This window comes from Photorhabdus kleinii (assembly GCF_025384885.1).
GTDB classification, from domain to species: domain Bacteria; phylum Pseudomonadota; class Gammaproteobacteria; order Enterobacterales; family Enterobacteriaceae; genus Photorhabdus; species Photorhabdus kayaii.
Genome location: NZ_JAJAFY010000077.1, coordinates 1 through 12527, shown reverse-complemented (window position 1 = coordinate 12527; position 12527 = coordinate 1). Strand labels below are relative to the sequence as shown.

General features: G+C 40.3%; 11 protein-coding genes and 1 tRNA gene. 6 read left to right on the top strand and 6 right to left on the bottom strand.

Features of this window, described 5'->3' with window-relative positions; genetic code table 11:
* Positions 1-182: 182 nt before the first annotated feature.
* Both LG003_RS21705 and LG003_RS21700 read right to left on the bottom strand, forming a co-directional pair.
* Complete coding sequence (locus LG003_RS21705) at positions 183-1079, bottom strand: phage tail protein (protein WP_262981616.1); 897 nt, start codon at positions 1077-1079, stop codon at positions 183-185.
* A gap of 776 nt (positions 1080-1855) precedes the next feature.
* Positions 1856-1943: transfer RNA gene (locus tag LG003_RS21700), tRNA-Ser, on the bottom strand.
* Between the two features lie 184 nt (positions 1944-2127).
* On the opposite strand from LG003_RS21700, the gene tusE reads away from it, so the two are divergent.
* Positions 2128-2457 (top strand): sulfurtransferase TusE, encoded by a 330-nt coding sequence (tusE, locus tag LG003_RS21695; protein WP_036783230.1) that lies wholly within the window; start codon positions 2128-2130, stop codon positions 2455-2457.
* Positions 2458-2470: 13 nt separating this feature from the next.
* On the opposite strand, the gene yccX is transcribed toward tusE, so the two are convergent.
* Positions 2471-2749 (bottom strand): acylphosphatase, encoded by a 279-nt coding sequence (gene yccX, locus LG003_RS21690; RefSeq protein ID WP_112877861.1) that lies wholly within the window; start codon positions 2747-2749, stop codon positions 2471-2473.
* A gap of 221 nt (positions 2750-2970) precedes the next feature.
* Between yccX and hspQ the strand changes: the two genes are divergently transcribed.
* Positions 2971-3291 (top strand): heat shock protein HspQ, encoded by a 321-nt coding sequence (hspQ, locus tag LG003_RS21685; protein ID WP_036807155.1) that lies wholly within the window; start codon positions 2971-2973, stop codon positions 3289-3291.
* Positions 3292-3781: 490 nt separating this feature from the next.
* Here hspQ and LG003_RS21680 read toward each other — a convergent pair whose 3' ends face one another.
* On the bottom strand, positions 3782-4195 hold the full coding sequence (locus LG003_RS21680; RefSeq protein WP_112877860.1) for a CoA-binding protein: 414 nt from the start codon (positions 4193-4195) through the stop codon (positions 3782-3784).
* Positions 4196-4316: 121 nt separating this feature from the next.
* Between LG003_RS21680 and mgsA the strand changes: the two genes are divergently transcribed.
* A complete protein-coding gene (gene mgsA, locus LG003_RS21675) occupies positions 4317-4775 on the top strand; it encodes a methylglyoxal synthase (RefSeq protein ID WP_112877859.1) in 459 nt (152 codons plus the stop codon).
* A 252-nt stretch (positions 4776-5027) separates the two neighbouring features.
* On the opposite strand, the gene helD is transcribed toward mgsA, so the two are convergent.
* A complete protein-coding gene (gene helD / locus LG003_RS21670) occupies positions 5028-7082 on the bottom strand; it encodes a DNA helicase IV (protein ID WP_262981615.1) in 2055 nt (684 codons plus the stop codon).
* 118 nt (positions 7083-7200) lie between these two features.
* Here helD and yccS point away from each other — a divergent pair, with 118 nt between their 5' ends.
* Positions 7201-9342 carry a YccS family putative transporter gene (gene yccS / locus LG003_RS21665; RefSeq protein WP_262981614.1) on the top strand — a complete coding sequence of 714 codons (2142 nt, stop codon included), beginning with the start codon at positions 7201-7203 and terminating at the stop codon, positions 9340-9342.
* A gap of 59 nt (positions 9343-9401) precedes the next feature.
* Here yccS and LG003_RS21660 read toward each other — a convergent pair whose 3' ends face one another.
* Positions 9402-10004 (bottom strand): TfoX/Sxy family DNA transformation protein, encoded by a 603-nt coding sequence (locus LG003_RS21660; RefSeq protein WP_112877856.1) that lies wholly within the window; start codon positions 10002-10004, stop codon positions 9402-9404.
* A gap of 247 nt (positions 10005-10251) precedes the next feature.
* Here LG003_RS21660 and sulA point away from each other — a divergent pair, with 247 nt between their 5' ends.
* Together sulA and ompA are read left to right on the top strand one after the other, a co-directional pair.
* Positions 10252-10824, top strand: a complete 573-nt coding sequence (gene sulA / locus LG003_RS21655; protein ID WP_112877855.1) for an SOS-induced cell division inhibitor SulA — start codon at positions 10252-10254, stop codon at positions 10822-10824.
* Positions 10825-11373: 549 nt separating this feature from the next.
* On the top strand, positions 11374-12474 hold the full coding sequence (ompA, locus tag LG003_RS21650; protein ID WP_262981613.1) for a porin OmpA: 1101 nt from the start codon (positions 11374-11376) through the stop codon (positions 12472-12474).
* Positions 12475-12527: the final 53 nt, after the last annotated feature.

Below are 12527 nucleotides of genomic sequence, written 5' to 3'. Positions count from 1 at the left end.
AGAATAAACATTAATTTTACAGATAAAACCACTTGTAATATATTATAACAAATAACTAACTGAAATGATAAAAAAATATCATTATGAAATTACGACTATCTGAAAGAAAAGAGAGAAATTATTGAATAATGGGAAAGTAAGCTGTTATCGCTGTAAGCAATAAGGGCCAAATGGCCCTATCATCATGCTGCCCTTACAATATAGTTAAATGCGATATTGCGAGGGCGATTCTCTGAGGCTACAGGAACAACCCTTGACGCCTCGAATCCAAAACCGTATGGAGTATCCGTATCAGAAACATTTAGCGATTTGAAACTGCCATCTGTAGCTATTCCAAGAACTTGGCTGGCATAAAAAACCCCTCTTGTTGCCAAATGATAGTTTGTTGCTATCATGCCGGCGAACGAGCCCTGAATATTTCTGATAGCATCTCCCTGAGAAGTTAAAATTCTACGGCCACTATCCACACCTCGTTTATCATCCCAACCTCGAATAAATTCTCCTCTTAAATCGGGCAATTTACCGTCAGGATAAGCTTCTGCTAACTTTGGGTACTGTAATTTATCAAAAGCTGAACCGTTACAAGTGAAATAGCCAACAGGTGGATGGGACAATGGCCAAGGAATAGGAGAACCAACAGGAACTTCACTGGCTGTTTTAATTCGATTATCTGTATATTCACGTAATGAATTTACTATTTCCTGAGCAAGCTTTTGTGTAACTGCCAATGTGTCACTATCGCCAATCACATTTGTAAGCTGGACTATACCTTCTTGTGTTAATGAAGCGTTGGGAATATCTGTTGTAATTTTTTGTTCTAATGCTCGATTTAATTGCTCAGTAAGTTTGGCTATGTCTCCATTATCCAAAATATCAGCGCCAGATTGTTCCGCAATAAAACCAGCTACAACAGATGATATTGTTGAGGATTGGCGTAATACCTTATTTAATACATGAGTAGAAACATTCTCTGGTGGAAACCCCATCTGTAAACTCTGACTTTCTTCATATTTTTCCTGACTCACTACATTAGCATCATCAATAATAGAAAATGCTTTAAAATCATTTTGTTGGTTCATACACCTTCCTTAAATCAAATAATGCTATACCCGTTATCTTTCAAGTTGCCTCTTTGTTGGCTGCACTCGCTCACCCCGGTCACATCGTTATCTATGCTCCCGGGGATTCACTCCCTTGCCGTCGCGATGCATCTTGAAATCCATAGGGTATATTTCATAATCAATATATTTAAATCATTGTAAAAATAATCCCCTTGCAACTCATGCCAATCAAAGTCTAGTTTAGAAAAATAATAATGTGTTGTTCTTATTCCTTATAAGGTTAACTAATTTTGTATAATTGGTTACAATAAGCAATTCAATATCAAGCAGTTACTATTCTCTCCCCTCTTTCATTTCTTACTACAATTTTTTTATTTCAGGTTATAGACTGAATCTCTTTCAGTGTAGCAATGAAGTGTTTCATTTTCTTGTTGTAACAATTCTGCTTGTTGTTGTTTTGCATCGTTGATTTGATGAGATTTTAAGAGGTTTTTATCAACTATCCATTCTTTTCCAATCCATATCTTCCTGCAACTCCTTCTATATTTAAGTTTCAGGGTAAAATTTCAGAAAATCAGGAAGTTCATTGATACTAAGGTGAGGATAGTGCTTTCTCTTGTGCTTGCCTTTACTAATAGATACAAGCTACCACCATCAGATAGCTTCATAAATTCCCTCACAGCTATAGAGGTACATTGAATAGATACGGGTAGACAAGAGTAGAGCCTGGTCTGGGATATTTCTTTAATTTTATTGGAAAAGTAGAATTTACAAGATGTGAGTAGAAGCAGAAGTGGCGGAGGAGGAGAGATTCGAACTCTCGGATGGTTTCCCATCGGCGGTTTTCAAGACCGCTGCCTTAAGCCGCTCGGCCACCCCTCCGCAATGGGGTGCACTATAAACAGCACCGAAACAGATGTAAAGTATCCTTCTGTTCGATTGCCGTAAATTTACCCTTTTTCACTATCGTTGGCTTATTTTATCCGCATATGTGCATACTATCCTTGGGTACAGAAGTGATTTTTGCTAAATTACGGCTACTTTTCTTTGATGGTTATTAATGATTATGTTGGTATTCGAAGGTCAAGAAATCGAAACCGATGCGCAAGGTTATCTGAAAAACAGTAGTGACTGGCAGGAAGCAATAGCTTTACTCCTCGCCGAACAAGAAGAAATCACTTTGACTGAACAGCATTGGGAAGTCATTCGTTTTATCCGGGAATTTTATAAGGAGTTTAATACATCCCCGGCTATCCGTATGTTAGTAAAAGCAATCGCACAAAAGTATGGCGAAGAAAAAGGCAATAGCCGCTACCTTTACCGTCTGTTTCCCAAAGGGCCGGCAAAACAGGCAACTAAAATTGCCGGACTGCCGAAACCGGTAAAATGTATCTGATCAATAATCCAGCTCAGTGGCGGACACTAAAATCTGCAACATCCTCCACTGCGCAGGGGTGAGAAGAAAGGTTATCTATTTGTGCTCCGGGTGGACCACCCTGTTCCAGCCAATGGGTTAATTTATTTAGTTGTTCACTGTCACCATAAGCTACGATTTTGACACTACCGTCATGCAAATTACAGACATAACCTGCCAGCTTATTAAATTTCGCCCAACGAAAAGTTTGATAGCGGAATCCAACTCCCTGAACCCGGCCATAAACATAAATTGTTATCCCATATTTAATCATAATTACCCCCTATCAACCCAATCACCTTGCGGTATCGCTCACATATATAGTTAAGCACACGACTGTTGGTTGTATTTTATATTTACTACCGCTAACCTGAAATAGATGAAGTCACACTCGCAATTAAAGCAAAAAAAGACTTCAACCACCGGGTACGGCTCTTGTAATTCACCTTACTGCCCTTATATCAATGTCAATACAAGACTTCTTTGGAGGTGACTATGATTATCGCCAGCAAATTCGGTATCGGCCAACAAGTACGTCACAAGCTTCTGGGTTATTTGGGAGTCATCGTGGATATTGATGTGGAATACTCTCTGGAGCAACCCCAAGAGGATGACATTGCATCTAATGCTACCCTGCGTTCCGCTCCCTGGTATCACGTTGTGATGGAAGATGACAATGGTCAACCTGTACATACTTATTTGGCTGAAGCACAATTAGCCTATGAAACATCTGATGAACATCCAGAGCAACCTTCTCTAGATGAGCTAGCAGAATCCATCCGCAATCAGCTATTGGCCCCAAGGCTGCGCAATTAATCCTCCATTTATACCTAAACAACCTAGGGCAGTTATCGTGTTTTAAGCTGCCTGTACGGCAGTGCACTGTTACATATTAACCTTAAGTTGCTGACTGTTAAAGAATATAGTGATAAAAAATGAAAAAACCCTTTTTTAGGAGATATCTAATTTTCTTTTTAAATCAATAAATTATTTTTTGATGATAAAAAAGGGTCAAAACTGAGGTACAGCAAAAGCACCATATCTTATAGCAATAAAAGTGTAGATTCTGGCAAAATTTAGTAGCCATAAGAACAATTAAAATTGCCTTAACATATTGTAATAACTGTGAAAGTAGATTTTACAAGATGTCTAGAAAAGTAAACTCAATATCCAACTCAGACACGATTTGAACTCTTGGAACCCAGACACCGCTTCTCATCCAACACTTTAAGTTTGCATTAGATATTAGTGCCAGGGCTCCATTCATCCATTGATTAGAAACCAAATAACTACAAGCTGAAAAATATTATTTTTCGAGTCCTAATCTTGGAATTTCAATTTTTGGGCAACGATCCATAACAACATCCAGACCTGCTTCCTCTGCCAACACTTTTGCCTGCTCATTAATTACACCAAGTTGCAACCAAAGAACGTTTGCCTTGATATCTATAGCTTCTTGCGCAATGTCATATGCAGCTTCAGCATTACGGAACACATCAACCATATCAACAACTTGTGAAATATCTGCCAGTTGTGCATACACTCGTTGCCCAAGCAGTGTTTGTCCGGCAAGCTTCGGGCTGACAGGAATCACCTGATAGCCTTGTTCCAGTAAATAAGCCATAACTTTATAACTTGGACGAGTCGTTTTTTCACTCGCACCGACCAGAGCGATTGTTTTTACTCGTTTTAAGATGTCTGCAATTTTCCGGTCACTCATTTACTCCTCCTTAAATTCGATATTTTTACTTTGTTTATTTATTACAATGTATATGATAAATATTGTTATCAATTGAGCTCACTGCATTCGAAAACATAATAATGATCACTAAGGTATCCTCATGGAATTGACAACCCGCACAATGGCAACCGCTAAAAATATAGCGCTTATTGCGCATGACCACTGTAAAACTTCGCTATTAACCTGGTCCAAAAAACATAAGAATTTACTCAAGAAACATCATTTATACGCTACCGGCACAACCGGTAATCTGATTCAGAACAAAACCGGATTACCCGTTACCAATATGCTTAGTGGCCCAATGGGGGGAGATCAACAAATTGGTTCTCTAATCTCAGAAGGGAAAATTGATGTGTTGATATTTTTCTGGGATCCACTTAATTCCGTGCCTCATGATCCTGATGTAAAAGCACTGCTGCGCCTTGCTACAGTATGGAATATCCCAGTTGCAACCAATCTGGCGTCTGCGGATTTTATTGTTGGTTCCCCTCTGTTTTCTGAATCAGTAAATATTCAAATACCTGATTATCAACACTATTTGAATGACCGTCTGAAATAAGTCTTTACAACATATATATACCCTATGGATTTCAAGATGCATCGCGACGGCAAGGGAGTGAATCTCCGGGAGCATAGCAAACTATGTGACCGGGGTGAGCGAGTGCAGCCAACAAAGAGGCAACTTGAAAGATAACGGGTATATACCTATAACTACGTGCTTTCTCCAAGTCAGATACCAGGAAAAAACAAAGTAGGATCTCCAGCAAAGATATCCCATGATAGCCCTGAATATTTCAGCCAAAGCAAAACCTCAAGGTTTACGTTGAACAGGCACATTTAGCCGCTCTAATTGACGCACAAACACCGATGGATTCTTGTTATTCTGCATCAACCTCACCTGCTTCTTCGCCCGTGTTAATGCAACATACAAAAGGCGACGCTCCTCCGCATCCGGAAAATCTTCCGGCGGCGGCAATAAAACCCGCTCCATCACAGATTCCCTTGCTGGTGTAGGAAAACCATCTTGCCCCTGATGCAAACCAAGAATAATTACATAATCCGCTTGTCGCCCTTTGGAAGCATGGATAGTCATAAACTCTATTTTCAGTTTAGGCCAGCGAGTTCCTGCTTTTCTCAGTAATTCAGGTTTCAAATAGTGATAACGTGCCAGTAATAAAATCGTTTCCTGCTCAGTGATATAACCACTCATTTTATTCAATAAAGATTCAAGCTGATCTTCTGGCAGGATAACAATTGATTTTTTATTACCCTTAATCAAGCTATTTAATGGCTTCCTTAATTGATTTGGGTTTTGCTGCACAAACGCATTAGCAACTTCACCAATCCTTTCATTAAATCGATAAGAGATATCCAATACATATTCAGCATCTTTACCAAAATAATCAGCAAATACGGTAGTCAACATCGGCTCCACACCATTGAAACAATATATTGCTTGCCAATCATCCCCTACTGCAAACAGACAGCTTTGGCTGTTTTGTGCTCGCAATGCAGTGAGCAATTTGGCCCCTAATGGTGAAATATCCTGAAACTCATCGACCAGAATATGCTTCCAAGGGCTGATAAACCGCCCTTTATCCAGAATATTCACGGCCTGATGGATTAACCCTGAGTAATCAACAGCACCTTCTGTTTTTAATTCAGATTTCCATGCTTTTAATAAAGGCCCCATCAGGCGAATACATTTTTGAAACCGATTCAGATACTCTTCCTGAGCTTGCTCTATCATCGCCTTCTGGCTACCACCATGTATACGCATCAAACCCAACCAACGCTCAAGCCGGTCTGACAAGCGGTTAGCAAGCTGTTCATCATGCCAAAATTCACCTTCCGGCACTTCCCATTGCAACTCTTCCGTCAGATATTCCCGCCAACCTTTGGCCTGTGCTTTCTTCTCACTGCATTGTTGTTGCCAGTGTTTAACCAAAAAATCTCTTCTTTTTTGCTCGTCAGTTTCCAGTTCGCTGATTTTTGGTACTTTATTATTTCCTTGCTGAATGATATGCAACGCCAGAGCATGAAACGTTTTTACTTTAATATCATTCACACCAAGACGGGTATGAATCCGTTCATTCACCTCACTTACAGCCTGATTATCAAATACCAACAGCAATATCTGTTCGGGAATTACCTGTTGGCGAAGTAATAACCAGCCCGCTCTCGCAACTAACACAGATGTTTTTCCACTCCCCGCACCAGCAAGAACCAGAACTGAATTTTCACCATTAACAACAGCCAAACTCTGAGAAAGATTTAACGGAGATGTTTCTACCCGCTGAAAAAAGTCACGATGTTGCTCCAACATACGTTCTGTCCATTGCAGGTTCATCTTTTCAACAAGCTTTTCACCATTCTCAAGCCAGCGCAAACACGTTTGATACCCATCCCGGCAACTATCAAATTGTTCCAGACGTTGTAACGGCAATGGTAAAGCCTGCAACGCTGCCTGAATCCGCTGTTGCAAATGGAACAAATCCGTTTTTTTAAGCCAGCGATTCTGTTGGTCAATGCTGTTGATTTCACTAACCTGAGTTGCCAGTACATTAGCACTAATATCACTCATTTCCTGGCTCCATTTCTGCCATTCACTAAGCAGATAATGGTAAAAACGCTGAGTTTGCTGCCATTCAGTGCCATGAAGACGAACCGTTTGTCTATCGGATAGTTCAAACTCTAACTCACCCCAGATGATACCCCGTTTACACTGAATATTAGTTAACTGGTTAAATGGGATCAGGTATTGATGCTTTTCACCACTGACTTCAATACCTGCATTCAGCAAGCGCACCCGATTATAAGGATGCTGAGCAAGGCGTTGGCCAATTTGTGTTGCTTTAAGTTCCATTATCGAGCGCCGTACCTAAAAAATAGTTGAATTATGTCTTATAAGAGTTTTTTATCACCAATAAACCTTTTATCATAATAGTTATTTATGGCCGTTATTATTACCTCAGAGGTATCTTGTGCTAACTGTTTTCTCCGGTCTGCGCCGTTTTCTTTATAACAGTCATTTTCTCTATTATAACCGTATCCTAATCGCCTTGGCTGGAACAACACTAGTGCCTTGGCTTCTGAATAAAGAGCCTAAAATAACTATCTCATTGACCTTGGGCGTTGTTGCCGCAGCACTCGCTGATCTTGATGATCGTCTGACTGGCCGTTTACGTAACCTAGTGATCACGCTGATTTCTTTCTTTATCGCTTCAGCCTCTATTGAATTACTGTTCCCTTATCCTTGGCTTTTTACCATTGGACTGGCGTTATCCACTTGCAGTTTTATCTTACTGGGAGCCCTCGGACAACGTTATGCCACTATTGCATTTGGTGCGTTGTTGATCGCGATTTATACCATGCTTGGTTCGTCTATTTTCCCTCTATGGTATCAACAACCTCTATTACTGCTGACAGGTGCAATCTGGTATAACCTGCTAACCCTAACCGGTCATTTGCTGTTCCCCATCCGTCCGTTACAAGACAATCTAGCGCGTTGTTACCAACAACTTGCAATTTACCTTGATGCTAAAGCTAATCTGTTTGATCCCGATATAATAGAAGAAGGATACCAGCAATCCGTCGTTAATGTGGCAATGGCCAACAGTGTCTTAGTTAACACGCTAAATCAAGCCAAAGCCTCCCTACTGACCCGTCTGAAAGGCGATAGCAGCCAACGAGGAACCGACCACACTCTGCACTATTACTTCGTTGCACAAGATATTCACGAACATGCAAGTTCATCCCATGTGCAATATCAGAGCTTACTACATACTTTTCGTTACAGCGATATTCTGTTTCGCTTTCAACGTCTTCTCTCTATGCAAGCCCGTGTATGTGAACAAATTGCTCAATCGATACTTTGGCACAAACCATACCAACACAATCCGCATGTCGAACGTGCATTTAACTATTTGGAAAGTTCCCTACAACAACTCAGTAAACAACAGAAACACAACCTCAAGATTAACGCCTTATATAACTTGCTGAAAAACCTGCGCGCAATTGATGCACAATTAGCAAGCATGAGTTCTGGACGATACAATCTTTCCAGAGATAGAAAAGATGAGACTCAACTATCTGACGAAACGTTGACTGGCTGGCGTGATATCTGTTTAAGGCTCAACCGTCACCTAACCCCACAATCAGCCCTGTTCCGCCATGCAATCCGTATGTCTGTTCTGCTATGTAGTGGTTACACCATGATCCAGTTGCTAGATTTACAACATGGATATTGGATTTTACTAACCAGTCTATTGGTTTGCCAACCCAACTACAGCGCTACCCGCCGCCGTTTGATACTGAGAATCATAGGAACTGTTGCTGGCGTATTGATCGGCTTGCCAATCCTTTACTTTGTGCCATCTATTGAGGGGCAACTGGTGTTAATTGTTATTTCTGGCGTATTGTTCTTCACCTTCCGCAATACCCAGTATGCGCATGCAACCCTGTTTATCACATTACTGGTATTATTATGCTTCAATTTGTTAGGTGAAGGCTTTGAAGTCGCACTACCAAGAATTATTGATACATTAATCGGTTGTGGTAGCGCTTGGTTAACCGTAAATTTCATTTGGCCAGACTGGAAATTCCGCCAGTTATCACAAGTGATAAACCGGACGATGAATACCAATTGTCGCTATCTTGATGCCATTTTTGTTCAATATCATCAGGGAAAAGATAATGGATTGACCTATCGAATTGCCCGCCGTGATGCCCATAATAGTGATGCAGAACTGGTATCCGTTATTTCAAACATGTCTGCCGAGCCGAAAAGTGACCAGACTTCTCAAGAAAAAGCATTCCGGCTATTGTGCCTAAATCACACTATGCTAAGTTACATCTCTGCGCTGGGAGCACATCGAGATAAATTGGATAATAAAGCTATTTTGGATATTCTTAATGATGCTGTTTGTTATGTCGATACAGCATTAAAATCGATATTAATAGACGATGATAGAATTAAGCAAATACCTGTCAACATAGTGAAAAGAATTGAGCAAGCGCCGGTAGAAAGAAATAGTAAAGAACAACTGGTACTGCAACAAATCAGTTTATTAATAGAATTGCTACCTAAAATCGCCAATATCATTAAACGAATTAATCAATTATAACCAGATTGACATACTGGGGCAGTTGACTGCCCCTTCCTTTAGCTGTTCACGATAAAGATCTAACAAGCCAATTCTTTGTGCCAGCGTAATAAATCATTACGGATCTGTACCGGTAAAACGGCTGAATGACATCCTTCAATTGCACCAGCCAAAGCAAGTAATAAACTAACATTAGAATTTCTTTTATATTGATGCAGTTTTAAATAACTGGCTTTCGCACCTAACAACCGCAAATCTTCAACTTTACATATTCCGACTTTCCATAACTGACGTTCCAAAGACATTCCAAGATTAGGCAAATCCTTCAAACGCTCTGGCATCTTCTTTTTACCCGCCATTTCAATAAATGAGTAATGATAAGCCAAATACGCATATTGAGATAACAACTCTTGATCTTGCCAAAGTGACTCAACAACTTGATAATAACGCAAAGTTACAGGCACTCCTTTTTTCGAGTAAATATAGTTTTTCATTCCTCTGGCTTTAAATAATACTTCAGCATGGCCATTTCCTCTTAAATATAATTCTCCATCAGCAATAATAGCGAACATAATCCCATCAGCTAACAGGCTGTAACCACCAAACTGTGGCTTCCTTGTCAATGCCCCAAACGAAGAAAAACCATTTTTGAGTTGAGTAAAACGTACCTCAGACAAAAACATACAGATCACTCCATGAGTTTTGTGCAAATAAATCTCTTATCCATAGATTTGTCCCAATTACTAGTAAAATAAATAACAGGAACAAGCAATTAAAAACATACGCAATCCAATTTTATCTGCCAATGGTTAAATGAGTTTACAGCCATTTACAATCAATATTTGCGAAGCTCTTTGAAAAAATAGACTTGATCTTAGCCTGACATGAAGATACTGTATATTAATACAGTTAATTGTGGCGAGGTTCATTATGGGCGTTCAATCATCCTGGGTTTACCCTTCTAAACACCAGTCAACCAAAAAGCGGCTATCACTCTCTTCACCTGTACAAGATGATTCAGCCAAAAGAGATGGGGTAGTGAAAGCGGGTAAAGAAGGTAAAGAAGGCATAGTGAGTGAATTGATTTATAGTGATAACCAATATAGCGATAACCAAGCGGTCATTAATCGTATATTACTACCGTTGTTACGCCAATCAGGAAATGAAGCCCGCTGGTTGCTATGGGTTAGTCCACATAAGAAACTGAGCCGCCAATGGTTAATTAACTCCGGATTACCTTTAGATAAGGTTATCCAATTAAATCGCATTAGCTCCATTACAACGGTAGAGGCAATGGAAAGAGCATTGGCGAGTGGTAATTACAGCGTGGTACTTGGCTGGCTACCAAAGTTATCAGAAAAAGATACCGTAAGATTACGGGCTGCGGCACAAAAAGGTAATGCACTGGGCTTTATTATGCGCCCACAAGATACAAATAAAGAAACTAACCGTGCTGAATCGCGATCAGATTTACTAAAAATCCATTCCATTCACTATCATTGACCAAAGCTAGAAATTATTGCAATATTCATAACACAAAATAACCAATTCAGGCCAAGAACCACTAATCACAATTAAAATCAATTAATTAAGGTAAGATTAGTTGTAAAGAATAGTAAAGTTTTTTTGAAATCATACATTATCTTTTAAATTTTTTACTCTATTAATCAAGGGGCACTTGTAACTTTTTAACTTCGTTGTAGACTTTACACCATTAAAGGTTACTGCACTTAGTACTGCGGTATTGTTTGGTCTATCGGTTTTATGATAGTGCAGTATTCCTAACTGAGTTTTTTAATCAATATGGCTCAACAACCTATCTTAGTAGATATTAAATTTAGTGCAGGCCATTCTTATGGATAAATAGTGAACACGAAAATGCGTAAAATTCAAAACGTACACACAATAAGGGTACCGAAGAATTTGAGCCCAACTCAGCGTTTGCTTTTATTACGAAGATGGCAAATGAAATAGCCTAATGGGGTAGGCAGTAAGTAAAAAGGCTCCCAAAGCCACTTGCCTATTGGGTGATGATAATAACGAGGCGTTAAAATGAAAAAGACAGCTATCGCGGTAGCAGTGGCAGTGGCCGCTTTCACAACTGCAACGCAAGCAGCTCCAAAAGACAACACTTGGTATACCGGTGGTAAGTTGGGTTGGTCCCAATACCATGACGTAAATTTCTACGGCAACGATTATACCAATGCAATCGGTAATGGCCCTACTCACAAAAACCAACTGGGTGCGGGTGCTTTCTTAGGTTATCAAGCCAATCCGTACCTAGGTTTTGAAATAGGTTATGACTGGTTAGGTCGTATGTCTTACAAAGGCAGCGTCAATAATGGTGCCTTCAAAGCTCACGGTTTCCAATTGGCAACCAAACTCAGTTATCCAATTATGGATGACTTGGATATCTATACCCGTCTGGGTGGTATGGTTTGGCGGGCAGATTCCAAAGCAACTTACGGCGCAACCAACAGACATCTGAAAAATCACGACACCGGTGTTTCTCCACTGGCAGCTATCGGCGTTGAGTATGCGATAACTAAAGACTGGGCTACTCGTCTGGATTACCAGTGGGTTAACAATGTCGGAGATGCAGGTTCAGTAGGTGCACGTCCTGATAACGGTCTGTTGAGCGTAGGTGTTTCTTATCGCTTCGGCCAAGATGAAGCAGCAGCCCCGATTGTTGCTCCAGCTCCGATTGTTGCTCCAACGCCAGCTCCAGCACCCGTTGTTGAAAATAAACGTTTTACCCTGCGTTCTGATGTGCTGTTCGAATTTGCAAGTTCTGAGCTGAAAGCCGAAGGTAAGCACAATCTGGATCAACTCTATACTGAGTTAGCAAATATCGACCCAAATCAGGGCAAAGTACTGGTTTTAGGCTACACTGACCGTATCGGTAAAGATGTTTACAATCAGAAACTGTCTCAGAAACGCGCTCAAAGCGTAGTTGACTATCTGGTATCTAAAGGTATCCCTGCCGGCAGCATCAGCGCGGAAGGTCACGGTAAAGCAAACCCAGTCACTGGTTCTACTTGTGATAAGGTTCGCAAACCTAACCTAATCAACTGCCTGGCACCAGATCGTCGTGTAGAGATCGAAATTCAAGGTACTAAAGAGGTTGTTACTCAAGCACAATCTGCTCAATAATAGCCTTTCTTGGTTGTAATTAATCATCAAAAGCTCAGAAAGCCCCATTGTCA